This window comes from Labedaea rhizosphaerae, assembly GCF_004362825.1.
In the GTDB taxonomy this organism is placed as follows: Bacteria; Actinomycetota; Actinomycetes; order Mycobacteriales; family Pseudonocardiaceae; genus Labedaea; species Labedaea rhizosphaerae.
This window is the reverse complement of record NZ_SNXZ01000005.1, coordinates 412,818-436,415: the sequence shown is the minus strand read 5'-3', so window position 1 is coordinate 436,415 and position 23,598 is coordinate 412,818. Positions and strand designations below refer to the sequence as shown.

Genomic DNA, 23,598 nt, shown 5'->3' with positions numbered 1-23,598 from the left:
ACACGTGCGTGTAGGGACTGTCCAGTGACCGACCAGGCCGACCTCACGGCGCGAGCGCGCATCCGTGAGGCCGCCGTGCTGGAGTTCGGCGAACACGGCTACGAGCGGGCCACGATCCGCGGCATCGCCGACCGGGCCGGGGTGTCGTCCGGCTTGCTGCGCCACCACTTCGGCAGCAAGCAGGACCTGCGCGACGCGTGCGACGAGTTCATCCTGCAGACGATCCGCAAGCTCAACGCCGACGTGCTGGCCGACTCCACGCCGGGCAAGGTCAACTACATCGGCACGATCCGGTCGGTCATCGGGCCCTACCAGGCGTACCTGGCCCGCTCGCTGGCCGACGGCTCCGCCGGGCTCGTCTTCGACGAGATCGTGAAGCTGACCGAGCAGTGGCTCGTGCTCCTCGACCAGGAGCGGTCCGATCCGGTCCCGGTCGACCGGCGTGCCCGCGCCACCGTGCTGACCGCCATGTCCTTGTCGATTTCCGTGCTGCACCACCACGTTTCGCGTGGTCTGGGCGTGCCGGTCTTCAGCGAGGACGGCGACCTGCTGCTGGCCAAGACGTTGGTCGACCTCTACTCGCATCCATTGCTCAGCCTCGAGGACGCCGCCGCGGCGCAGGCCCGTCTCGATGAATTCCGCGCCGGCAAACGAGAAAGGGAGACGGGGACACACGATGAGCGGTGACGCGATCGTCGCGGCGGGGCTGGTCAAGAGCTTCGGCGCTACCAAGGCGCTCGACGGCTTGGAGCTGAGCGTGCGCACCGGGGAGGTGCACGGGTTCCTGGGGCCGAACGGGGCGGGCAAGAGCACCACGATCCGGATCCTGCTTGGCCTGCTGCGGGCCGACGGCGGCACGGTGCGCGTGCTCGACGGCGACCCGTGGGGCCAGGCCACCGAGTTGCACCGCAAGCTCGCCTACGTGCCCGGCGACGTGACGCTGTGGCCGAACCTCAGCGGTGGCGAGGTGATCGACCTGCTCGGCCGGATGCGCGGTGGGCTGGACAAGCGGCGGCGCGACGCGTGGCTCGAGCGCTTCGACCTCGACCCGCGCAAGAAGGGCCGCAGCTACTCCAAGGGCAACCGGCAGAAGGTCGCGCTGGTCGCCGCGCTCGCCTCGGACGTGCCGCTGCTGCTGCTCGACGAGCCGACCTCGGGCCTGGACCCCTTGATGGAAGAGGTCTTCCGGGAGGCGATCGCCGAGGAGAAGCGGCGCGGTGACCGGACGGTGCTGCTGTCCAGCCACATCCTGTCCGAGGTCGAGGCGCTGTGCGACCGCGTGACGATCATCCGCGAAGGCCGGACCGTCGAGTCGGGCACGCTCGCGGAGCTGCGGCACCTGACCCGCACCACGATCAAGGCCGAGGTGAGCGGCGACGTGAACGGTCTGGCCGAGCTGCCCGGCGTGCACGACCTGGTCACCGACGGCCGCTCGATCCGCTTCGACGTGGACACCGCGTCGCTGGACCCAGCGATGCGCGCGCTCACCGCGGCGGGCCTGACCAGCCTGGTCAGCCAGCCACCGACACTCGAGGAGCTCTTCCTGCGCCACTACGGCGACGAGGTGCGCGTTCCCGCGGTGGTCGCCCCGTGACCGGCACCATGAAGATGGTCCGGCTGATCCTGCGCCGCGACCGCGTGCTCATGCCGATCTGGGTGCTGTTCATCGGCCTGGTGCCGCTGAGCTACGTCAGCGCGATCAACGGCCTGTTCCCCACGGCACCGCAACGCCAGAGCTACGCGGACTTGAGCGCGCACAACGCCGGTTTCGTCGCCCTGTACGGCCGGCTGCACGGATCGAGTCTCGGCGAACTCGTCGCCTGGCGTGGCGGGTTCATCCCCATCGTGATCGCGATCGTGGCGGTGCTGACGGTCATCCGGCACACCCGCACCGAGGAGGAAGCCGGTCGCCGGGAGCTGCTCGGCTCGACCGTGGTCGGCCGGCACGCCGGGCTCGCGGCCGCCGTGCTCACCACGGCCGTGGCGTGCCTGCTGCTCGGTGTCGTGCTCGCCGTTGGCCTCACCGGCCAGGACCTGCCCGCGTCGGGGGCATGGGCGTTGGGCATGTCGATGGCCATGGCCGGCTGGATCGGCGTCGGCATCGCGGCGGTGGCGGCGCAGTTGACCACGGGCGCGGGCGGTGCGAGGGGTATCGCCATGGGCGTGATCGCCGCGGCCTTCGTCGTGCGGATGGTCGGTGACATCGCGAGCCTGGGTTCGAACGGCCTGAGCTGGCTGACGTGGGTGTCGCCGCTGGGCTGGCTGGAGGCGATCCGGCCGTTCGGTGCGAACCAGTGGTGGCCGGTGCTGGTCCTCGTCGGTCTCACAGTGCTACTGACCGCGCTGGCCGCCGCTTTGTCCGCGCGCCGCGACGTCGGCTCCGGCTTGCTGCCGGCCCGGCTCGGACCCGCTTCGGCCGGCCCGGCGTTGCGCTCGCCGTTCGGGCTGGCCTGGCGGTTGCACCGGGGATTGCTGGCCGGGTGGACGATCGGCTTCGCCGTGCTGGGCATCGTGATGGGTTACCTGGCGTCGAGCGTGGGCGACCTGGTCAACGACAGCAAGGAGATGGCCCAGGTCTTCGCCCGGCTCGGCGGCGCGCAGGGGTTGATCGACAACTACCTGGCGTCGGTGACGAGCCTGTTCGGCCTGGTGGCCAGCGCGTACGGGATCCAGGCCGCGTTGCGGATGCGCGGCGAGGAGGCCGGCGGTCGCCTGGAGCCGGTGCTGGCCACGGCGGCGGGCCGGACCCGGTGGGCGGCTTCGCACCTGGTGTTCGCGTTGCTCGGCCCGGCCGTGGTGCTGCTCGCGTCGGGCCTGACCATGGGCCTCGCGCACGGCCTCAACGTGCACGACGTCGGCGGTCAGCTGCCGGGCGTGCTCGCCGGGGCGGTGGTGCAGTTGCCGGCGGTGTGGGTGCTGGCGAGCATCGCCGTGCTGTTCTTCGGTGTGCTGCCAAGGGCTTCGATGGCGGCGTGGGTGGCGTTGGTGCTCTGCATGGTGCTGAGCCTGGTCGGGCCCGCGGTGCGGCTGGACCAGTGGCTGCTGGACCTCTCGCCGTTCACCCACGTGCCGCACCTGCCCGGCGGCGCGGCCAACGCGTTGCCGGTGGTGGTTCTGGTGGTGATCGCCGCCGTGCTGGCCGCCGGCGGACTGGCCGGCTGGCGTCGGCGCGACGTGACCGCGTGAATCAGTCGACCGTGATCGGGTCGACAGTGATGGGGTCGACCTCACCGAGACCCGAGCGGAGGTGGGCGCGTCCGGAGGCGACCGCCCACCCGTAGACCGCCAGCGACGCCACGGCGATCAGGATCGAGTCCCAGGGCGCGCCGATCCGGCCGTTGCCGTCGAACGTGCCGAGCCACGACACGGCGAGGATCACCAGCAGGTGCACGACCACCCAGGCGCCGATCCGCAGTTCGATCCCGATCGGCTTGCCACGGCGCCACTGCTGCACCAGGAAGAGCGGCACGGCGATCAGCACGAGCGGTAGCGCGATCTTCAGGTCGTCCCAGCCCGACCAGTACACGAACTCAGCGGCCACGACGAAGCTCACCGGCGCGATCCAGCTCAGGCCCGGCACCCAGCCGGCCAGCCGGTCCGCGTCCTGCCCGCGCAGCACCGCCGCCGCGACGGCGGATGCGGTGTAGATCAACAGGTACATGTCGCCCATCACGCTGACGATGTCCTGCCAGCCGCCGAAGGGCAGCAGGAACACGACGATCACGGCGAGGTTCAGCGCGAGCGCGCGGCGCGGGATGCCGGAGCGCTCGTGCACGGCCATGAACCACCGCGGGATCAGGCCGTTCTTGGCCAGCGCGTACGTGTGCCGGGCGTCGATGGCGACGCCGACATTGGCCGAGCCGCCGGGGGAGAGGACCGCGTCGGCGTAGAGCAGGTTGGCCAGCCAGTGCAGGTTGAGCAGCAGCGCGAGCTGGCCGAACGGTGAGTCGAAGTCCACGCCGTGCCAGCCGTTGCCGAGCAGGTTGTCCGGGACGGCGAACAGGAAGGCCAGCTGCAGTCCGATGTAGACCAGCACCGCCAGCCCGATGCCGGCGAGCACCGAGACCGGGACGGTGCGCCGGGGGTTGCGGGCCTCGCCGGAGAAGTCGACGGGGGCCTGGAACCCGTTGACGGAGTAGACGATGCCGCCCGCGGCCAGCGCGCTCAGGCAGGCACCGTAGCCGTACGGGGCGAAGCCGCCGTGGTCGGTGAGCCGGCCGGGGTGGAAACCGGAGGCGAGCAGCGCGACGATGGTGAGCACCGGGATGACCAGCTTGATCACCGTCACCAAGTTGTTGAACCGCGCGAACGCCTTGACGGTGTACCAGTTGATCGCGGTGAGCACCACGCTGAACGCGACCGCCACGAACACGCCGCCGACGGTCAATTCGTCGTCCGCGTAGAGCCACGGCAGATAGTGCCCGGCGTACTGCATGATCGCGGTGATCTCCGCGGCGGTGCCGCCCACCGAGAGCAGCGTCGACCACCCGATGACCGACCCGACGAGCCGGCCGCTGGCGTAGAGCGGCCAGCGCACGGTGCCGCCACCCTCCGGGCGGGACGCGCCGAGCTCCACCATCACCAGCGCGACCAGCGCGCAGAGCAACCCGGCCCCCACCCAGGACAGGAGCGAGGCGGGCCCGGCGATCTGCGCGGCGTACATCGCCGCGAAAAGCCAGCCGGAGCCGACGATGTTGGAGAAGCCGATCGACGTGAGCCCGAGGACCCCGAGATCCCGCCGCAACCTGCGTTCCTGGACGACAACCTGTTGCTCGACCATCAGGTCATCCCAGCGCTTGTGCGCGATCACCGCCAGTCCGTTCAGGAGTTGGGACCACCATCGGGCACGTCGTTGCGCCACAGTTCGGGCCGGAACGTCGCCACTGCTCGATCGACGCCAAGCGCCTTCTGACCGCCCATCAGCAGCTGCCGATATCGATCCTCGTGACGCAAGCCCGCGAGGTCGGCTCGTTCGGCGGCCGATGCGGCGGGCCGGCGAGTCGGAACCGGCTGATCCCGGCGTGTCAGTCGGTGCCGTCGAGCCACAGCTCCGGGTGGTACGTGGCGACGGCTTCGCTGATCCACCGGGCCAAGGTGCGGCGGGCCGGCAGGTCCATGCGGTAGTGGCCCTCGGCGCCGGCCCGTTCCCAGAATCCAGCTATTTCCTTGCTGCGGGGCCGGGGCTCGCCTTCGGCCGGGTACCAGTCGAGCCAGGCGATCACGGGAGCGATGGTGGTGTTCGACAGGGTGTTCGAGGTGCCCGGCATCCGCCGGTATGCCATCACCACGGTGATGCCAGCCAGCTCCGACCAGCGCACCGTGAACGGGATGGTGCCTTTTTGCCAGTGGTGAAAGCCTACGGCGTCGATGGTCAACGTGCGACCGTTGATCGGCTTGGTCAGGCCGATCACGCACATCGACACGAACAGCAGGCCGGGCAGCCCCATGAACAAGATCGCCAGAACCACGTTGATGCCATCGCTGAAGATCGTGGTGTACACGGCGCCGTAAACGCCGAGAAGCCCAAATATCCCGATGATGATCGAGCTGGAGTTCAGCACGCGCCGGAGCTGACCGGCGAGGTTGATGACGATCCGTTGCGAGCTCACCTCGGTCACGGCGCAGATGGTACTGGTGTCACTACTGAACGCAGTCAGCGATCCATGAGGGCGAAGACGCCCCAGCCGAGGTATTCGCGGCGGTAGCGGACGTGGTTCAGCGCGGCTGTCCGCAGTTCGGCCCGGAACTCGTCGGCCAGGTCGTCGTCCGGATTGGCGTCGAGGAAGCGACGCAGGTTCAGCCACTTCGGCCCCTCGAACCGGTCCCAGCTGTCCTGGTCGGCGAGCACCATCTCCACCACATCGCAGCCCAACGCGCCGAACCGTTCGACCAACTCCGGCAACGAGGTGAAGGTCTCGCTGTGCAGGGCGTCGCAGCCTTCGATCGTCGCCTGGTCGGGTGGCGGCAGCCGCCAGTAGGGCTCGCCTACGACCATCACCCCGCCAGGGCGCAAACTCTGGCGCAGCAACGAAACCGTGCCTTCGACACCATCGCCGATCCAGGTGGCGCCGACGCACGCGGCCACGTCGACCGGAGCGGAAGCCACGTAGCCGCGGGCATCTGCGTGCACGAACGACACCTGCGACGCAACGCCCAGCTCCTCGGCACGGGCACGAGCCGAGGCCAAGAACACCGTGCTGATGTCGACGCCGAGGCCGGTGCAGCCGTGATCGCGCGCCCACGTGCACAGCAACTCGCCCGAGCCGCAGGCGAGATCGAGCACGCTGCTGCCGGGCGGCAACCGCAGGGCGGCGCCGAAGGTGGCGAGCTTCGCCTCGTCGATCGGGTTGCGCACCCGGTGGCTGCTCTCGCGGATGGTGAACTGGCGGGGAAGATCCACCGCGCGAGGGTAGGCAGCGGCGGCGACCGCGGCCAACCGGATTATCGCGGGCGCGGCGTGGGTAGCCAGTCCGGCATGGATGCCGAGATCACGCTGCGTGTCGACGGGGCGGACCAGCCGGTCACGGTCGACACCCGCACCACGGTCCTGGACGCCCTGCGCGAACGGCTGGGCAACACCAGCCCGAAGAAGGGGTGCGATCACGGTCAGTGCGGCGCCTGCACGGTGCTGGTCGACGGCAGGCGGGTGCTGTCCTGCCTGATGCTGGCCGTCGCCGCCGACGGCGCCGAAGTCACCACCGCGGCGGGCCTCGCGAACGGCGACCTGCACCCCGTGCAGCGCGCGTTCATCGACCACGACGGCTTCCAGTGCGGCTACTGCACCCCCGGCCAGATCTGCTCGGCGGTCGGCGTCCTCGAGGAGAGTGACGGCGAGCTGAGCCGCGCCGAGGTGGCCGAACGCATGAGCGGCAACCTGTGCCGCTGCGGCGCCTACCCGGGCATCGTGGCCGCCGTCGAGCAGGCGGCAGGTGAGCAGCGATGAAGCCGTTCGCCTACCAGGCGCCCACCACCGCGAGCGACGCCGTCCGGCAGGTGGCGGACGACCCTGACGCGGTGTTCCTGGGCGGTGGCACCAACCTCGTCGACCACCTCAAGCTCGGGGTTGCCCGCCCGGGCGCGTTGGTCGACGTCACGTCGCTGACCTCGGCGGAGATCACCGAGCGGGACGGCGGCCTGCTGATCGGCGCGGGGGTGCGCAACAGCGACCTCGCCGCCGACCCGCGGGTGCGCGAACGGTATCCGCTGGTGGCTCAGGCGTTGCTGTCCGGCGCGTCGGGGCAGCTGCGGAACATGGCCACGACGGGCGGGAATCCTTTGCAGCGCACCAGGTGCGTGTACTTCCAGGATGTGACCACGCCGTGCAACAAGCGTGAACCCGGGTCGGGCTGCTCGGCGATCGGCGGCTACACGCGCTACCACGCGATCCTCGGCGCTTCCGAGCACTGCGTCGCGACCCACCCGTCGGACCTGGCGGTCGCGCTCACCGCCCTCGACGCGACCGTGCACCTGCTCGGCCCGGACGGCGAGCGCACCGTCGCGTTCGGACAGTTGCACCGGTTGCCCGGCGACCGGCCGGACAAGGACACGGTGCTCGACCACGGTGACCTGATCACCGCGATCGGGTTGCCGGACCTGCCGATGGCCCGGCGCTCGACCTACCGGAAGGTCCGCGACCGGGCGTCGTACGCCTTCGCCCTGGTGTCGGTCGCGGCGGCGGTGGACCTCGACGGCGACGCGATCCGCGACACCCGGATCGCGTTCGGCGGGGTCGCGCACAAGCCGTGGTGCGCCACGCGGGCCGAGGACGCGCTGCGTGGCCAGACCGCCGGTGTGGACGCCTTCCGAGCCGCCGCCGAGGCGGAACTCGCCGACGCGGCACCGCTCGAGGGCATCGACGGCGGCAACGCCTTCAAGATCCCGCTGCTCACCAGGACGCTCGTCGCGGTGCTGCGGGAGCTGACGGGGGTGAACCGATGACCGGCCTGCTGGAACCCAAGGCGATCGGCACCGACCTGCGCCGGCGCGACGGTGCGCTCAAGGTCACCGGAGCCGCGCGCTACGCCTACGAAGCGCCGGTCGACAACGCCGCGTACGCCCACCCCGTGCAGGCGACGATCGGCCGTGGTCGCGTCACGTCGGTGGACACCGCGGCGGCCGAGGCACTGGACGGCGTGATCGCGGTGCTGACCCACGAGAACGCCGAACGGCTGGCGTCCACAGAGGACGCCGAACTGGCCGTGCTGCAGAGCGGCGACGTGGCCTTCCGCGGCCAGGTCATCGCCCTGGTGGTCGCCGAGACCTCGGAGACCGCCCGGCATGCGGCCGACCTCGTGACCGTCCACTACGACGAGCAAGAGCACGACTGCGTCCTCGACCCGGACGGCGAGCTGTACAAGCCGGACAAGGTGAACCCGGCCTTCGAGACCGACACCGCGGTCGGCGACGTGGCGGGGGCGATGGCGTCGGCCGACGTGACCGTCGAGCAGACCTACACGACCGCGATGTACCACAACAACCCGCTCGAACCGCACGCCACGACGGCGTTGTGGCAGCCCGCGGGTGACGGCGGCGACCTGACGCTGTGGGACTCCACCCAAGGCGTGCACCCGGCGCGGTCGACGGTGGCCGAGGTCTTCGGCCTGGCCGAGGACCAGGTGCGCGTGGTGTGCCCGTACGTGGGTGGCGGGTTCGGCTCCAAGGGCACCCCGCACGCCCACGTCATCCTGGCGGCGGCGGCCGCGCGTGCGGTGCCGGGGCGGCCGGTGAAGCTCGCGCTGACGCGTCCGCAGATGTTCGCGCTCGCCGGGTACCGGACGCCGACGATCCAGCGGATGCAGTTGGCCGCGAACCGCGACGGTGTCCTGTCGGCGATCGCGATCGACGTGGTCGAGCAGACCTCGCGCATCAAGGAGTTCGCCGAGCAGACCGGCGTGCCGACCCGGACGATGTACCGCGCCCCGAACCGGCGCACCACCCACCGGCTGGCCGCGCTCGACGTGCCGGTGCCCTCGTGGATGCGGGCGCCGGGGGAGTGCCCCGGCATGTTCGGTCCGGAGGTCGCGATGGACGAGCTGGCCGAGGCCCTGGGCATCGACCCGGTCGAACTGCGCATCCGCAACGAGCCGGAGGTCGACCCGGACACCGGCCACCCGTTCTCCAGCCGCAACCTCGTGGCGTGCCTGCGCGAGGGTGCGGCCCGCTTCGGTTGGGACGAAAGGGATCCGCGACCGGGTGTGCGGTTGCGGGACGGCTGGCTGATCGGCACCGGGGTGGCGTCCTCGGTGTACCCGGTGCACCAGATGCCGCAGTCGACGGCGACGATCCGGTGCGAGGACGGGCGCTACGTCGTGGAGATCGGCGCCGCGGACCTGGGCACCGGGACGTGGACCACGCTGGCGCAGATCGCGGCGGACGCCCTGGCCGTGCCGGTGGCCGACGTGCAGGTGTGCATCGGAGACACCGCGTACCCGATGGCATCGGTGGCGGGCGGGTCGTCGGGCATGATCACGTGGGGTTCGGCCGTGGTCGAGGCGGCGCACGCATTCCGGGAGAAGTTCGGCGACGACCCGGCCGACGGTGACGAGGCCGAGGGCTCGGTGTCGGAGAACCCGATGGCCGAGCGCTACGCCATGTACGCGTTCGGGGCGCAGTTCGCCGAGGCCCACGTCAACGCCGACACCGGGGAGATCCGCGTGCCGCGGCTGCTGGGTGTGTTCGCGGCGGGCCGGATCGTGAACCCGCGGACCGCGCGCTCGCAGTTCCAGGGCGGCATGACGATGGGCCTGTCGATGGCGCTGCACGAGACCAGCGTCATGGACCCGAGGTTCGGGCACGTGGTCAACCACGACCTCGCCGAGTACCACGTCGCCACCAACGCCGATGTCGCCGACCTGCAGGCGCACTGGCTGGACGAGCACGACGACAAGGTGAACCCGATGGGCGTCAAGGGGATCGGCGAGATCGGCATCGTCGGCACCGCGGCGGCGGTCGCCAACGCCGTGCACCACGCGACCGGCGTCCGCGTCCGCGACCTGCCGATCACGCTGGACAAGCTGCTGCCGCACTTGCCGTGAACGGCGGTGGCCGCACCGCCACCGCCACGCGGTCGAGCTACTTGTGGATTGCCAGATGCAGGTTGATGGTGTTGTCCGGCCCGGCGATCAGGGCGTTGAGCAGCCCCGTCACCAGCAGGCAGTTGTCCAGCTCCGGCATCGTGTAGGTGCCGGTGAGGTCGCCACCGATGAGCACGTTGAAGCCGGGCTGGCTGACCAGCGAGATCGTCGCGGGCACCTCGGTCTTGCAGTTGCTGCCGACGATCACCGGGAGGCCGCCGGACCAGACGTTGTGCACCCGGATGGTCACCTGCGCGGTCGCGGTGACCTGGGTCGCGCTGACCGTGCCGATGGCCGGGCCGTCGGGCAGGAAGTCGATGTCGGCGGACGTGGGCAGGAAGCCCAGCGCGTTGAACTTCGAGTGGGCCGTCGGCAGCGTCAGCTCCGAGGTGAGCGTGGGGTCGGGAGCGTTCAAAGTGGACTTCAGCGCGCCGGGGCCGAGCGTGATGTCCGAGTCGGTCTTCTTGATGTGGGTCACGCCGGTCACGTCGTAGGTGAGGGTGATCGGCGCGGCCGACGCGGTGCCGGTGCCGACGAGGGCAGCGGCCGCGCCGACGGCGAGACCGACGGCGACCGTCGCCAGCTTGCGCAGGCGGGATCTGCGGGGCATGGAACCTCCAATAGGGGATTTCTCAACGGGGTTGCAGGTCGCTGACCAGCCAGCGGCCGTCGACCTTCGTGGCGGTGACGCTCAATTGCGCGGCCGACGCGCTCGCGGCGTGGTTGTCGCCGCGGGTGGCCGACTGGTCGACGAACACGAGCAGCCGCGCGGTGTCGCCGGTGATGCTGGTGACGCCGATCGACACGACGCGGGTGGTGAGCACCAGCTTCTGCGCCGGCGCCTGCGCACGCACCTGCGCGAACAGCTGGTCGTACTGCTGGCGGGCGCGGCCGGTGAGGTCCTGCGCCGCGGCCCGCTCGGTGGCAGCGGTGTCGTCGAACCGGTAGGACAGCACGGCCGTCAGGGCCTGGCTGACCTGGCCGCTGACCGACGCGGTGGTCGCGGTGTCCAGCAACGCGACGTTGTCCACCTTCGCGAGCTGCTCGTAGCGCACGAGGAAGAACCCGCCTGCCGCGGCGAACAGCACGGCGAGCGCGGTCAGTACCACCGGGAGGCGGCGGACCTGGCCGAGCAACGCACGCAGACGGCCCGGCCCGGCCGGCGTCGGCTCCACAGTGGACTCGACGTCGTCGAGTTCCAGCAAGTCGGACACGGCTCACACACCACCCATCGGGACCTGGCCGAGCGAGCTCAGCTTCCAGCCGTCCGCGGTCCGCATCAGCTCGGCCCGCAACCGGTTGCGCTTGGTCACGGGCTTCCCGCTGACCGGCGTCACCACCACCCGCACCGACGCGATCACCGTGGCGGTGCCCGCGCGCGCGTCCAGCTCGGTCACCGACGCGTCCACGACCGTGCCCGTCGTGACGGTCTTCGCCGCGGCCAGCTGCTGCTTGGTCGGCTGGCTGGTCTGCGCCAGCTGCTCGTGCAACGGCCCGGCCGACACGTCCGCCCACCGCTTGAGCCCCGCGTCGGGCTGGCGGTAGTCGAGCGAGGTCAACGTGGCGATGTCGCGATAACCGGTCTGCAGCACGGCATCCCGGTCGGCCACGTACGCGCGGCTGTCGTCGCTCGACGCGCGCAGCCACAGGAACCCGGTCCAGCCCGCGAAAGCCACCGCCACCACGAGCAACACGGTGCTGATGGCGCGCGCTCCGCCGATCGAAGCCGAGCGGGGCCGGGGCTTCTTCTCCTCTTCCATTGCCACTCCTCAGCCGGGCAGGCCGAGCAGCCCGGCCAGCGATGTCGTCATGGGCAGGTCCGGGGTGTCGGCCGGGTTGGGCACGAAGGTCGTCGAGCCGCCCGCATCCGGCCGGGTCACGACCGGCCGCGGGCCCGTCGGCGCGTTCTGCGAGCCGCGCACGCCGGTCGCGTTGCCCGGCGGCAGCGTGCAGCGCGCGTCGGTGTTCAACGGCTTGCCCTTGCCCGTGTCGCCGCCGGTGCGCCGCGGTGTGCCCTGGTAACCGGCCACGCAGGGCACCGGGTCGTAGAACTCCAGCGCGAGACCCAGGTGGATGCCGTCGGGGCGGATCACGTCGGACGCCGCGGAAACGGCCTGGGGGAAGGAGACCAGCAGCTCCTCCAGGCCGGGCGCGCGCTGCAACGTGAGGTCGGCGGTGGTCAGCAGGTTCGCCACCAGCACGCCGAGCTCGGGCTGGCTGCCCTCGATCAGCTGGGAGAGCTGGGAGGACAGCTGCGGGGCCTGGGTCAGGATCTTGCGCAGGTCCGCGTCGGAGTCCTTGAGCTGCGCGGACAACAACACGAGGCTCTCGCCGAACGACGTGATCGCCGCGGACTGCTCGTTCTGCGTGCGCAGCACGGTCTTGCCGTCGGTGATCAGCGCCGTGGTCTGCGGCAGGTGCTGGGTGGCCTTGGTGGTCAGGCTGCTGGAGGTGTCCAGCAACACCTGCAGGTCCGGTCCCGCGCCCTGCAACGCGGTGTCCAGTTCGGTCACCACGGTGTTGAGGTCCTGGGTCGGCACGGACGAGGCCAGACCGTCCACAGTGGTCAGCAGGGTGGTCACCGGCAGCGGGGTCTGCGTGTGGTCCACGGGAATCGCCGACCCGTCACGCAGGAACGGCCCGCCGTCGCGGCGCGGGCGCAGGTCCACGTACTGCTCGCCGACCGCGGACCGGTCGGCGATCACCGCGTCCACGTCGTCGGGGATGTCGGTGCCGGAGTCCAGTTGCAGGTCGACGTCGATGCCGGTCGGGCTCAGGCGCATGTCGCCGACCCGGCCGACCGGCACGCCCCGGTAGGTGACCTCGGCGTTGGTGAAGATGCCGCCGGAGTCGGCCAGCGACACGGTCACCCGGTAGCCGGAGCCGCCGAAGAGCCGGCCGAGACCGACGTAGCTCCAGCCGACGTAGGTGATCCCGGCGAGGGCGATCACCACGAAGAGGATCACCTGCACGCGCACTTTTGCCGTGAGCATCAGCGACCGCCTCCTGTGTCCGCGGCGGGCAGGGGCAGTTTCGGCGCCTTCGGATCGGCCACGGCCGGCGGCGTGATCTTCGCGTCGAGGTTCAGGAACGCGTTGACGTAGTCGCCCTTGATGGCGGGCATCGCCGCGTCGCTGAACGGGAAGGTGAGCAGGATCTGCAGCGACTGCGGCAGGTCCTCGCCGGCCTCGGCGAGCTTCTGCAGGGTCGGCGCGAGCGCCTGCAGGTCGGCGAGGAGGTCCTCGCGGCTGCGGTTCATGGTGTCCACGGCCACGGTCGAGAGCTTCTGCAGCGACTGCAGCATGGTGACCAGTTGCCCGCGTTGCTGGTTCAGCACCTGCAGACCCGGGCTCAGGTGGTCGAGCACGCCCGCGACCTGGTCCTTCTTGCCGCTCAGGTTGCCCGCGAGCTTGTTCAGCCCGTCGAGCGCGTGGGTGATCTCGACCTTGTGGGCGTCCAGGTTGGTGGTCAACGCATTCAGGTTCGCCAGCAGCGAGCGGATCTGCGGCTCGTTGCCCGAGAGCGCGCCGTCGAGTTCCCGGGAGATGTTCTGGATCTGCCCGATGCCGCCGCCGTTGAGCAGCAACGACAACGCGCCGAACACCTCTTCGACCTCGGTGTTGCGGTTGGTGCGGGCCACCGGGATCGTCGCGTGATCGGCCAAGACCCCTTGGCCGCCTTGGGCCGGCGCGGACAACTCGACGTACTTCTCGCCGAGCAGGCTGGACTGGCGCAGCTCGGCGCTCGCGTCGGCGGGCAGGTGGACGTCGCCGTTGACCGCGACCGTGACCAGCGCGGTGAACCCGTCGTCGGAGAGGTCGATGGCCTCGACCCGCCCGACCGGCACGTCGTTGACCTTCACCGCCGCCTGCGGCACGAGGTCGAGCACGTCGGCGAACTGCACGGTGACCCGGTAGGGGTGATCGCCGAGGTCGGCGCCGCCGGGCAGCGGCAGGTCGTACGCGCCGCCGAACCCGCACCCGGCGAGCAGGGTGGCACAGGCTGTCGTCGTGGCAAGGAAACGCAGACTGCGTCGGCCCGGCCTGTCTCGTGGAGGTCGCCCGCGACCGGAGCGAGGCAGGCCATGAAGGGGCCGAGGCACGCGCGAACGAAGAGAGCGCCATTGACACGTCATTTGTTGCCCGCCTTCCCGCCGTGGAGGTCGCCGGCCGCGGGCAACGGCAGACCGGGCAACGCCTGCGTGTCGGTGGCCGGCGGCAGGCTGCTGTGTCCACAAGGGACGTTCACGGCCGCGGTCAGCCCGTTCGACGAGCAGCTGAGCAGCACGCCCGGCTCGATCAGCTCGAGCAGGTTGCCGCGGGCGTCGATGGTGTGCGTGGCCGGGTTGTAGGCGTTCAGCACGTTGTCCAGGGCCAGCGGGGCCGTGTCCAGCGTCTCGGCCAGCGAGTCGCGTTGCTCGACGAGCACCTGGGTGATCCCGGCCAGCTTGGTGACGTTGGCCTGGATGAGGCCGCGGTTCTCGGCGATGAAGTCGCGCACGGTGCCCAGCGCGATGGCCAGTTCCTGCATGGCGGCGCCGAGGTCCTCGCGCTCGCCGGCCAGGTACTGCGACACGCTGGCGAGCTGCGTGTTGACCTGCTGCACCTGGCCGTCGTTGCTCGCGAGCATCGTCGTGAAGCGCTGCAGGGCGTCCACGGTGCCGAAGAGGTCGTCCTGCGAACCCGACAGCGTCCGGGTGGCCTGGCCGAGCTGGTTGATCGTGTCGCGCAGGGCCGCGCCGTTGCCGCCGAGGTTCGCCGCGCCGGTGTGCAGCACGTCCGACAGGGCGCCGTCCTTGTTGGCGCCCTGCGGGCCGAGCGCCGCGGCCAGCTGGTTGAGGTTGTCGGTCAGCTCGTCGATCTCGACCGGCGTGCCGGTCTGGGAGGCGGGGATCGTCGCGTTGTCCGCCAGCCGCGGGCCACCGGTGTAGACGGGGGTGAGCTGCACGTAGCGGTCGCTGACCACAGCCGGGGCCACCAGCACCGCGCCGGCGCCGGCCGGGATCGCCACGTCGTCGTCCACCAGCAGCGTGACCTTGACCTGACGTCCTTGCGGTTCAACGGTTTCCACGGTGCCGACCTGCACGCCGAGCACCCGCACGTCCGTGCCGGGGTAGATGCCGACGGTCGAGGTGAAGAACGCGGTGACGTGCGTTCCCTTGGTGCCGTGGGAGATCCACGCGAACACCCCGGTCACCGCCACCGCGACGACCGCGACAGCGGCGAGCAACCTGACCAGCAGCAAGGTTCGTCTCGACCTGATCACCGGCCACCTCCTGCCAGCGGCGCCTCGACCTTCGCCGGCGGCTTGCAGTCCTTGGTGTTCGCGCCGACCGGCAGCAGCCCGCACAGGTAGCCGTCCACCCAGTGGCCGTTGCCGGTGGCGTTGCCCAGCAGCCGGTAGTACGACCCGGCGAGGGCCAGGGCGCGGCTGAGGTTGTCCTGGTTCTTCTGCAGCACGGTGGTCACGTGGTCGAGGTGTTCCAGGGCGGGCCGCAACTGCGCCTGGTTGTCGGCCACGAGCCCGGTCAGCTGTTGCGCCAGCGCTTTGGTGCCCTGCAGCAGCTGGCCGATGGCCGTGCGCCGCTTGTCCACCTCGGCCAGCAACGTGTTCCCGTCGGTGATCAACGCTGCGAACTGGGCGTTGTGATCGGCGAGGGTGGTGCTGACCGCGCGGGTGTTGGCCAGCAGCTTGGCCAGCTGTTCGTCGCGCGAGGAGATCGTCTTGGACAACGCGGACAGCCCGGTCAGCGCCGTGTGCACCGAGGTGGGGGAGTCCTTGAACGTGTCGGAGAGGACCCGGAAGCTCTCCGCGAGCTGACCGGTGTCGATCTGGCCGACCGTGCTCGCGAGCCCCTGGAACGCCTGTGTCACGTCGTAGGGTGCGATCGTGCGGTCCCGGCCGATGGGTGTGTCCGGGTCCTGCTCGTGCGTGCCGAGCGGGTCGAGCACCAGGTACTTCTGGCCCAGCAACGTCTTGATCTTGATGGCCGCGGTGGTCCGGTCGCCGATCCACGCGTCCCGCACGCGGAACGTCACCCGCACGTGGTCGCCTTCGAGGTCCACGTCGGTGACCTTGCCGACCTTGATGCCCGCGATCCGCACCTCGTCGTCGACCTTGAGCCCGGCCGCCTCGGAGAACTGCGCGGTGTACGACGTGCCGCTGAACAGCGGTACGTCGGGTCCGAAGTAGACACCGAGGCCGAGCACCGCGAGCAGGACGAACCCGATCAGCCCGACCAGCGCGGGATTGCGTTCCTTGAGCGGCTTGGTCATGCCACGCACCTCGACTGGGTGATCGGGATGCCGGGCAACGAGCCGCCGGGCGCGGGCTGCGCGTCGGTGGTGGCCGAGCACAGGAAGAAGTTGAACCACGAGCCGTAGGACGCGGTGCGGCCGATGGCGTCCAGCTTGCCGGGCAGCGTCTCGAGGAAGCTGTCCACCAGCGGCGAGTTCTCGTCCAGGGTGCCCGCCAGCGTGTTCAGCGCGCTGATGCTCTGCTTGAGCGGCGCCCGGTCCTCGCCCAGCAGCCCGGCGGTCGTGGTGGTGAGCGTGGCCATCGCGTCGATGGCGTTGCCGATCGGCACGGAGTCCTTGGCCAGGCCGCTCACCAGTTGCTGCGTGGTGGTGACCAGCGAGGAGAGCTGGTCGCCGCGGGCGTTCACGGTGTCCAGCACGGCGTTGAGGTTGTCGACCACCTCGCCGATCACCTTGTCCTTGCCCGCCAGGGTGTTGGTCAGCGACGCGGTGTGCGCGAGCAGGCTGTCGATGGTGCCGCCCTCGCCCTGCAGGACCTGCACGATCTCGCCGGAGAGCGCGTTCACGTCCTGGGGCGACAACGCCTGGAACAGCGGCTTGAACCCGTTGAACAAGGCCGTCAGGTCCAAAGCGGACTGGGTGCGTTCCCGCGGAATGGTCGCCCCCGGCGCCAACACGCCGTTGACCTCGCCGGTGCCCTGCTCCAGCGCGATGTAGCGCTGGCCGACCAGGTTCCGGTACTTGATCACCGCGTGCACGCTGGCGGGCAGCTTCCGCTTGGCCTGCACCGAGAACGTCACCTTGGCCAGGCGGCGGTCCTGCAGCTGCATGTCCTCGACCTGGCCGACCCGCACGCCGGACATGCGCACGTCGTCGCCGTCGTTGAGGGAGGTCACGTCGTCGAACACGGCCGAGTAGGTCACCGTGTCGCCGACCGAGCTGTTGGCGATGGTGATGGCCAGCACCGTGGTGGCGAGGACCGTGACGACCGTGAAGATCAGGCCCTTGATCAGCGGGGGAGCGAGGCTCTTCACTTCAGCGTCACCTCCGCACCCCGGTAGAGCGGGCCGACGAGCACGCTGCTCCAGCCCGGCACCTGCGCGGGCGCCACACCCAGCGACGGTGCGATCAGTTCGGACACCAGTTCCTGCTCCTGCGGTGAGTTGGGCACGCCGAGGTCACCGGTGGGCACCGGCTCCTTCGCCGGGGCGGTCGTCGCGGCCGGGGTCGGGTTGACCGGAGCGGAAACCCCGCCGGCCAGGTAACACTCGGGTGCGCCGTGTTTCGTGTAGGACGGGTCGTCGCGGCCGGGCACGTACTTGCCACGGCCGGGCACCACGGTGACCTGCACGTGCGCGCCGGGCTGCTTGGTGCCGGCGCCGAACGCCTTGTCCACCAGGGGGCGCAGCCGGTTCAGCTGGTCGAACAGGCACGGGAAGGTGCCCGAGTACTCGGCCAGCAACTCGAGGGTCTTGCGTGAGTTGCCGGCCAGCAGGATCAGGTTCGGCCCGCTCGCCGCGAGGAACGTGGTCAGGTCGTCGCTGGCCGTGGTGAGGCCGGTGAACAACGCGGCGAGCTGCTGGCGCTGGTCGGCGAACGTCCGGCTGGTCACCGTCAGGTCCGAGAGCGCCTGCACCAGGTCGGGGGCCGCGGTCGCGTAGGTGTCGGCGAAGTCGGCGAGCCGGTCGAGGTCCTCGGTGACCTCGGGCAGCTTCGGGTTGAACCGGTCGAGGTAGGAGTTCAGCGACACCAGCGTCTTGCCGAGCTTCTGGCCGCGCCCGTCCAGGGCCTGCGAGAGCGCGGTGAGGGTGGTCGCGAGCTTCTCCGGCCGCACCGCCTGCAACACCGGCATCAGGTTGTTGAGCACCTGCTCCAGCTCGATCGCGCTCGTCGAGCGGTCCTGCTGGATGACCGAGTTCTCGCCCAGGTGGTGCGCGTCGGGGGTGGCCGGCAGGTGCAGGTCGACGTAGCGCTCGCCGAACAGGGTCTTGGGCAGCAGCCGCGCGGACACGTTGGCGGGCAACAGGTCGACCTTGTCCGGCTGCAGGGCGAGCTCGATCTCGGCCTCGTCACCGCCGAGACCACCGCTGGCGCGCCCGTTGGCGTGGATGGCCCGCACCTCGCCGACGAGCAGGCCGCGCACCTTCACGTCCGAGCCGACCCGCAGCTGGTTGCCGACGTGGTCGGTGCGCAGGGTGACCTTGACGACGTCGGTGAACGCCTTGTCGTAGATGGCCACCGCGAGCGCCCCCAGCATCGCGATGACGACGAGGAACGCCAAGCCCCCCAGTTGCTTGGCCCGGCGAACACCCCGGGGCGACAGCTTCATCCCGCCACCCGCACGGTCGTCGTCGAGCCCCAGATGGCGAGGCTGAGGAAGAAGTCGAGCACGGAGATCGTCACGATCGCGGTGCGCACCGAGCGGCCGACGGCGTTGCCGACGCCCGCGGGCCCACCGCTGGCCCGGTACCCGAAGTAGCAGTGGGTCAGGATCACCGCGACGCTGAAGATCAACACCTTGACGAACGAATACACGACGTCTTCGGGCGGTAGGAAGAGCGCGAAGTAGTGGTCGTAGGTGCCCGCCGACTGCCCGAAGCCGTAGACGGTGACGGTGCGCGCGGCCAGGTAGCTGGTGAGCAGGCCGATCACGTACAGCGGGATGATCGCGATGAACCCGGCGATGATCCGCGTGGTCACCAGGAACGGCACGCTGGGCACGGCCATGACCTCGAGCGCGTCGATCTCCTCGGCGATGCGCATGGCGCCCAATTGCGCGGTGAACCCGGAACCCACCACGGCGGACAGGGCCAGGCCCGCGACCAGGGGTGCGATCTCGCGGGTGTTGAAGTACGCCGAGAGGAACCCGGCGAACGCCGACGTGCCGATCTGGTTCAGCGCCGAGAACCCTTGCATGCCGACGACGGTGCCGGTGAACAGGCACATGCCGACCATCACGCCGATGGTCCCGCCGATCACCGCGAGCGCGCCGCTGCCGAAGCTCACCTCGGCCAGCAGCCGGGTCACCTCGCCCAGGTAGCGGCGCAGCGTGCGTGGTGCCCACGCCAGCGCCCGCACGTAGAACCAGAGCTGGTCGCCGAGTCGTTCGAGGGCGTCGAACGGTCTCGCCACCACGCTTTTCGTGCGCTCCTTGATGTCCGCCACGGCTCACGTTCCTTTCGCGGGGACGAGCTGCAGGTACAGCGCGGTGAGCAGGAAGTTCACGAAGAACAGCAGCAGGAACGTGATCACCACGGACTGGTTGACCGCGTCGCCGACGCCCTTCGGGCCCTTGCCGGGGTTCAGACCCCGGTACGCGGCGACCACGCCGGCGATGAAGCCGAAGATCAGCGCCTTGATCTCGCTGATCCACAGGTCGGGCAGCTGCGCGAGAGCGGAGAAGCTGGCCAGGTACGCACCCGGGGTGCCGCCCTGCATGACGACGTTGAAGAAGTAGCCGCCCATCACGCCGACGACGCTGACCACGCCGTTGAGCAGGATCGCCACGAGCATCGCGGCCAGCACCCGCGGCGCGACCAGGCGGTGCACCGGCGAGACGCCGAGCACCTCCATCGCGTCGATCTCCTCGCGGATGGTGCGTGCGCCCAGATCCGCGCAGATCGCCGAGCCACCCGCGCCCGCGATCACCAGCGCGGTCACGATCGGGCTGGCCTGCTGGATCAAGGCGAGCACGCTGGCCGCGCCGGTGAACGACTGCGCGCCGATCTGCACGGTGAGCGAGCCGAGCTGCAACGCGATCACCGCGCCGAACGGGATCGCGACCAGGGCGCTGGGCAGGATGGAAACGCTTGCGATGAACCAGAACTGTTCGACGAACTCGCGGAACTGCAGCCGCCGGGTGACCAGCGTCCGCAGCACCTCCCAGGCGAGGCTGAACAGCCGGCCCGCCTGGCTCAGCGCCGCCACCGGGGGCGACGGCTTGCGGTAGTGCTCACGCTGTTGCTGGGCGGTCATCGCCACACCTGGCGCACGTTGTAGTGGTGCTGCTCGGCTGGGGAGAGCGAGTCGATGATGTGCCGCTGCGCGGCGGGCGGCAGCGTGTGCAGGATGCTCATCACCCGGTCCTTGCGGCGGCGGACCCCTTGGCGCTCCGGCATTCCCGGGGTCGCCTGCATCTGCTCGGGCACCCCGCTGATGTCCTCGACGCCGCCGGCGTGGTGACCCGCCTCGAACAGCGCCTGCTCGGCGGCGGCGGTCGCGGAGTCCTTCTCCTCGCTCATCCCGATCGGGCCGTCCATGCTGCCGCGCAGGAACTGCTTGACGGCCGGCTCCTCGCTGGTGAGCAGGACTTCGCGTGGGCCGAACATCACCAGTTCCTTGCGGTACAACATGCCGATGTTGTCCGGCACGGTCCGGGCGAGGTTGATGTTGTGCGTGACGATCAGGAACGTCGCGTCGATCTGGGCGTTGACGTCGAGGAAGACCTGCGAGATGTAGGTGGTGCGCACCGGGTCCAGGCCCGAGTCGGGCTCGTCGACCAGGATGATCTCCGGGTCCAGCACCAGCGCGCGGGCCAGCCCGGCACGCTTGCGCATACCGCCGGAAATCTCGCCCGGCAGCTTCTTCTCGGCCCCCGCGAGCCCGGTGATGTCGAGCTTCTCCAGCACGATCCGCTTGATCTCGGACTCGGACTTGCGGGTGTGCTCGCGCAGCGGGAAGGCCACGTTGTCGAACAGGTTCATGGAGCCGAACAACGCGCCGTCCTGGAACAGCACCCCGAACAGCTTGCGCGTTTCGTAGAGCTGGCGCTCCGAACAGGTCACGATGTCGACGCCGTTGATCAGGCAACGGCCGCGCTCGGGCTTGAGCAATCCGATCATCGACTTGAGGAAGACGGACTTGCCCGTGCCCGACGGACCGAGCAACGCCGACACCTCACCCGCGGGCAACGTCATCGTGACGTCCCGCCAGATCGTCTGCTTCCCGAAGGACTTGGTCAGTCCTTCGACGACCACCTCGGCGCCCATCGACCCTCCTCAGAGCTTTCCTTGGCACGTCAGGTAAAGGCAGACGTAGGTGATGTTGGCGATCATCGGGTTGCCGTCGCCCGCCACGAGACCGTTGAAGATCGGGTCCACCACGTCGGAGCCGTGGGCGCACCCGGTGAACGGCGGCAGGTCGACGATGCCCGGCACCGTGCCGCTGCTGACCGGGGCCTGGTACTTCCCGGCCAGGCGGATCACCGCGTTCTCCGTGGTGTGGCAGTTCGGGCCGACGTCCAGCGGCACGCCGTTCACGGTGACGTCGGTCAGCGTGATCACCGCTTCGGTGCGCGAGATCAGGTAGCCGTTGCTGATCTTCGTGCGGCTGTGCCCGCCGGGCATGACGTGCGCGACGGCGGTGACGGGGGCGAAGTTGAACATCAGGAAGTAGCCCGGCGCCGGCGGCATCGTCGCGGCCCCGTCGACACAGGCGAAGTAGCCACCCGGACCGGTCAGGTGCAGGAAGGCATCGCCGATCAGGTCGCCCTTCGGGACGGGCAGGTTCGACTTCAGCTTCAGCACCGTGATGGCGCCGTCGATCTTGTACCAGGCCTTGCCCGCCGGCCGCAGCACCGGATCCTTGATATCGCAGATGTCGTCGAAGCCGCCGACCTGGTCCGGCGGCGGGTTGGGGGTCGTCGGGGCCGCCGCGGCCGGGTCGTGCGAAGCGGACGGTGCCGAGGACCCCGGGGCGCCCGACGAGGTGCTCGGGGCGCCAGTGGTGGTGGTCGGGCTGCCGCTGGTCGTGGGTGGCGTGGTGGTGTCGCCCGGCGCGCCAGTAATCGTGACCGTGCCGAGGGTGCCGTCCTGGCCGGGATCCTCGGTGCACGGCACGTCCGTCGTGGTCTCTCCGTTGTGGAGGGTCAGCGTGCTGACCACCTGCGGCACCGCGAAGGTGGCGTCGCCGGGTCCGTCGACGGGCACCGCCGGGACGTCGGCGGTGGCGGTGATGGGCAGGTCGCCGGACTCGGGCAGCGGGTTGTCGGGCGAGGTCATGGCGGGCACCGCGATGTCGTGCGGCTGCTGCTGCCAGGTCCCGCTGAGCGCCACCGTGAACCCGGCGCCGATCGCGGTCGTGCCGCCGGTGCGCAGCGCCGCCACTGTGGCCTCCGGCACCGTCACGCTGACGGAGAACCCCTGCAAGGCAACGGGTTCGGTCGTGGTCGCGGTGTCGGGCAACTCGGTGCTGATCGTGGTGGTGACCACCACCGGGTCCATCGACGGGAACGCGCAGGACGCGGTGAGGCTGACCGTCCGCGCCGTGGCGGCGGCCGGTGTCGCGCTCAACGTGGTGGCGCACAACCCGAGCGCCACCACCCCCGCGGCCGCGACGCGCGTGGCCCGCACTGAGCTAGCCGACATCGAGCACAGCCAAGGTCGTGGTCGAGCCGGTGACGGCGACGAGCACGGCCGCGCCGCCCGAGCGCCCGCCGGTCCTCGATCCGCGCATCGCGTGTGCTCCTAGCCATCGATTCGGGGCCGTCGATTCAGGCCCGTCGATTTGGGGGCCGTCGAAAGGGTCCGGCCGGGGTGCGGGGTGCGCCGCACCCCGGCCGGGGGATCGGGAAATCAGGTGATGGTCACGTTGTGCAGGGTCCGGTCGGCGCCCGACACGGCGGTGCACGGCACGTCCAAAGTGCCGAGGATGGTCGGGTTGCCCGCCGAGTCACGCGGCGTCACGTGGGCGGTGATGGTCGAGCTCAGCGACACCGTCGCGGTGCCGGTGGCGTTCGGCGTGACCGCCGGCACGGAACCACTGGCCGGCAACAGCATGTCCGGGCCCGACGGGTTCGGGACCGGCGTCAACGGGATGGTCGCGTTGATCGGCAGGCTCTGGTCCGGCGGGTTGTTGCCGGTCAGGTGCACGTCCGCGGCGGTTTCCGCGGTGCCGTCGGCCTGCGTGGCGCCGAACGGCGTGAACACGTCGTAGACGTCGCTCGGGATCGGCGTGATGGCGGTGAAGTCGGAGGCCTGGATCGGCGAGTTCACCGTGCCGGCGTCCGGGATGTCCACCTGGACCTCGATGTTCAGCGTCTTCGTGCCGAAGATCGGGATGTCGCAGTCGTAGGCGATGGTCTTGTCGATCGCTGTCGCGCTCGCGACCCCCGCGCCCAGCAAGGCGGTCGCGGCGGCCACGGCCCCGGCGATACCGACCCCGGCGATGCGCGCGAGGGTTGACGACGACATACGTCGCTTCATGCGGAATCTCCAAACTGCCTCGGTGTGGTGATCACACTAATTACGTTCTTCATATTCTTCCGACAC

General features: G+C 70.2%; 23 protein-coding genes. 6 read left to right on the top strand and 17 right to left on the bottom strand.

What is annotated here, in order from left to right; all coding sequences use genetic code 11:
- Positions 1-24 precede the first annotated feature (24 nt).
- From EV186_RS28655 to EV186_RS28645, 3 genes are read left to right on the top strand one after another with little or no spacing between them, the layout of a single operon-like run.
- A complete protein-coding gene (locus tag EV186_RS28655) occupies positions 25-687 on the top strand; it encodes a TetR/AcrR family transcriptional regulator (RefSeq protein ID WP_133852552.1) in 663 nt (220 codons plus the stop codon).
- Positions 677-1,594 carry an ABC transporter ATP-binding protein gene (locus EV186_RS28650; RefSeq protein ID WP_133852551.1) on the top strand — a complete coding sequence of 306 codons (918 nt, stop codon included), beginning with the start codon at positions 677-679 and terminating at the stop codon, positions 1,592-1,594. The genes EV186_RS28655 and EV186_RS28650 overlap by 11 nt, the downstream gene beginning before the upstream one ends.
- A complete protein-coding gene (locus tag EV186_RS28645) occupies positions 1,591-3,186 on the top strand; it encodes an ABC transporter permease (protein WP_166659377.1) in 1,596 nt (531 codons plus the stop codon). The genes EV186_RS28650 and EV186_RS28645 overlap by 4 nt, the downstream gene beginning before the upstream one ends.
- Before the next feature lies 1 nt (position 3,187).
- Here EV186_RS28645 and EV186_RS28640 read toward each other — a convergent pair whose 3' ends face one another.
- From EV186_RS28640 to EV186_RS28630, 3 genes are all read right to left on the bottom strand, one after another.
- Positions 3,188-4,810: an APC family permease gene (locus EV186_RS28640; RefSeq protein ID WP_208115825.1), complete on the bottom strand. Its 1,623-nt coding sequence runs from the start codon at positions 4,808-4,810 to the stop codon at positions 3,188-3,190.
- Between the two features lie 214 nt (positions 4,811-5,024).
- On the bottom strand, positions 5,025-5,618 hold the full coding sequence (locus tag EV186_RS28635; RefSeq protein ID WP_133852550.1) for a hypothetical protein: 594 nt from the start codon (positions 5,616-5,618) through the stop codon (positions 5,025-5,027).
- Between the two features lie 35 nt (positions 5,619-5,653).
- Positions 5,654-6,400 carry an SAM-dependent methyltransferase gene (locus EV186_RS28630; protein ID WP_133852549.1) on the bottom strand — a complete coding sequence of 249 codons (747 nt, stop codon included), beginning with the start codon at positions 6,398-6,400 and terminating at the stop codon, positions 5,654-5,656.
- A 75-nt stretch (positions 6,401-6,475) separates the two neighbouring features.
- On the opposite strand from EV186_RS28630, the gene EV186_RS28625 reads away from it, so the two are divergent.
- Genes EV186_RS28625 through EV186_RS28615 form a run of 3 tightly spaced genes read left to right on the top strand, consistent with a single transcriptional unit; the run spans position 6,476 to position 10,034 of the window.
- On the top strand, positions 6,476-6,943 hold the full coding sequence (locus EV186_RS28625) for a (2Fe-2S)-binding protein (RefSeq protein WP_133852548.1): 468 nt from the start codon (positions 6,476-6,478) through the stop codon (positions 6,941-6,943).
- On the top strand, positions 6,940-7,938 hold the full coding sequence (locus tag EV186_RS28620) for an FAD binding domain-containing protein (protein WP_133852547.1): 999 nt from the start codon (positions 6,940-6,942) through the stop codon (positions 7,936-7,938). The genes EV186_RS28625 and EV186_RS28620 overlap by 4 nt, the downstream gene beginning before the upstream one ends.
- Entirely contained in the window at positions 7,935-10,034 is a 2,100-nt protein-coding gene (locus tag EV186_RS28615) for a xanthine dehydrogenase family protein molybdopterin-binding subunit (protein WP_133852546.1), read from the top strand. The genes EV186_RS28620 and EV186_RS28615 overlap by 4 nt, the downstream gene beginning before the upstream one ends.
- A gap of 37 nt (positions 10,035-10,071) precedes the next feature.
- Here the strand turns inward: EV186_RS28615 and EV186_RS28610 are convergent, their stop codons facing one another.
- From EV186_RS28610 to EV186_RS28545, 14 genes are all read right to left on the bottom strand, one after another.
- Positions 10,072-10,683 (bottom strand): hypothetical protein, encoded by a 612-nt coding sequence (locus tag EV186_RS28610; RefSeq protein ID WP_133852545.1) that lies wholly within the window; start codon positions 10,681-10,683, stop codon positions 10,072-10,074.
- Between the two features lie 22 nt (positions 10,684-10,705).
- On the bottom strand, positions 10,706-11,287 hold the full coding sequence (locus EV186_RS28605; protein WP_243754331.1) for a hypothetical protein: 582 nt from the start codon (positions 11,285-11,287) through the stop codon (positions 10,706-10,708).
- A 3-nt stretch (positions 11,288-11,290) separates the two neighbouring features.
- Positions 11,291-11,833: a hypothetical protein gene (locus tag EV186_RS28600; protein ID WP_243754330.1), complete on the bottom strand. Its 543-nt coding sequence runs from the start codon at positions 11,831-11,833 to the stop codon at positions 11,291-11,293.
- Between the two features lie 9 nt (positions 11,834-11,842).
- Positions 11,843-13,066: an MCE family protein gene (locus EV186_RS28595; RefSeq protein WP_133852544.1), complete on the bottom strand. Its 1,224-nt coding sequence runs from the start codon at positions 13,064-13,066 to the stop codon at positions 11,843-11,845.
- Positions 13,066-14,100 carry an MCE family protein gene (locus EV186_RS28590; RefSeq protein ID WP_279538334.1) on the bottom strand — a complete coding sequence of 345 codons (1,035 nt, stop codon included), beginning with the start codon at positions 14,098-14,100 and terminating at the stop codon, positions 13,066-13,068. Before EV186_RS28590 ends, EV186_RS28595 begins: the two co-directional genes overlap by 1 nt.
- Before the next feature lie 104 nt (positions 14,101-14,204).
- Positions 14,205-15,338: an MCE family protein gene (locus EV186_RS28585; RefSeq protein WP_243754329.1), complete on the bottom strand. Its 1,134-nt coding sequence runs from the start codon at positions 15,336-15,338 to the stop codon at positions 14,205-14,207.
- Positions 15,335-16,348 (bottom strand): MCE family protein, encoded by a 1,014-nt coding sequence (locus EV186_RS28580; protein WP_133852542.1) that lies wholly within the window; start codon positions 16,346-16,348, stop codon positions 15,335-15,337. Before EV186_RS28580 ends, EV186_RS28585 begins: the two co-directional genes overlap by 4 nt.
- Complete coding sequence (locus tag EV186_RS28575) at positions 16,345-17,364, bottom strand: MCE family protein (RefSeq protein WP_133852541.1); 1,020 nt, start codon at positions 17,362-17,364, stop codon at positions 16,345-16,347. The genes EV186_RS28580 and EV186_RS28575 overlap by 4 nt, the downstream gene beginning before the upstream one ends.
- Entirely contained in the window at positions 17,361-18,659 is a 1,299-nt protein-coding gene (locus EV186_RS28570) for an MCE family protein (RefSeq protein ID WP_133852540.1), read from the bottom strand. Before EV186_RS28570 ends, EV186_RS28575 begins: the two co-directional genes overlap by 4 nt.
- Positions 18,656-19,495 (bottom strand): MlaE family ABC transporter permease, encoded by an 840-nt coding sequence (locus tag EV186_RS28565; RefSeq protein ID WP_133852539.1) that lies wholly within the window; start codon positions 19,493-19,495, stop codon positions 18,656-18,658. Before EV186_RS28565 ends, EV186_RS28570 begins: the two co-directional genes overlap by 4 nt.
- Positions 19,496-19,498: 3 nt before the next feature.
- Positions 19,499-20,305, bottom strand: coding sequence for an MlaE family ABC transporter permease (locus EV186_RS28560; RefSeq protein WP_133852538.1), 807 nt, complete (start codon positions 20,303-20,305; stop codon positions 19,499-19,501).
- A complete protein-coding gene (locus EV186_RS28555) occupies positions 20,302-21,318 on the bottom strand; it encodes an ABC transporter ATP-binding protein (RefSeq protein ID WP_133852537.1) in 1,017 nt (338 codons plus the stop codon). Before EV186_RS28555 ends, EV186_RS28560 begins: the two co-directional genes overlap by 4 nt.
- A gap of 9 nt (positions 21,319-21,327) precedes the next feature.
- Positions 21,328-22,695 (bottom strand): DUF6801 domain-containing protein, encoded by a 1,368-nt coding sequence (locus tag EV186_RS28550; RefSeq protein ID WP_133852536.1) that lies wholly within the window; start codon positions 22,693-22,695, stop codon positions 21,328-21,330.
- A gap of 207 nt (positions 22,696-22,902) precedes the next feature.
- The gene (locus tag EV186_RS28545; protein WP_133852535.1) at positions 22,903-23,532 is read right to left on the bottom strand and encodes a DUF6801 domain-containing protein; all 630 of its coding nucleotides are present in this window, start codon (positions 23,530-23,532) and stop codon (positions 22,903-22,905) included.
- Between the last annotated feature and the right edge of the window lie 66 nt (positions 23,533-23,598).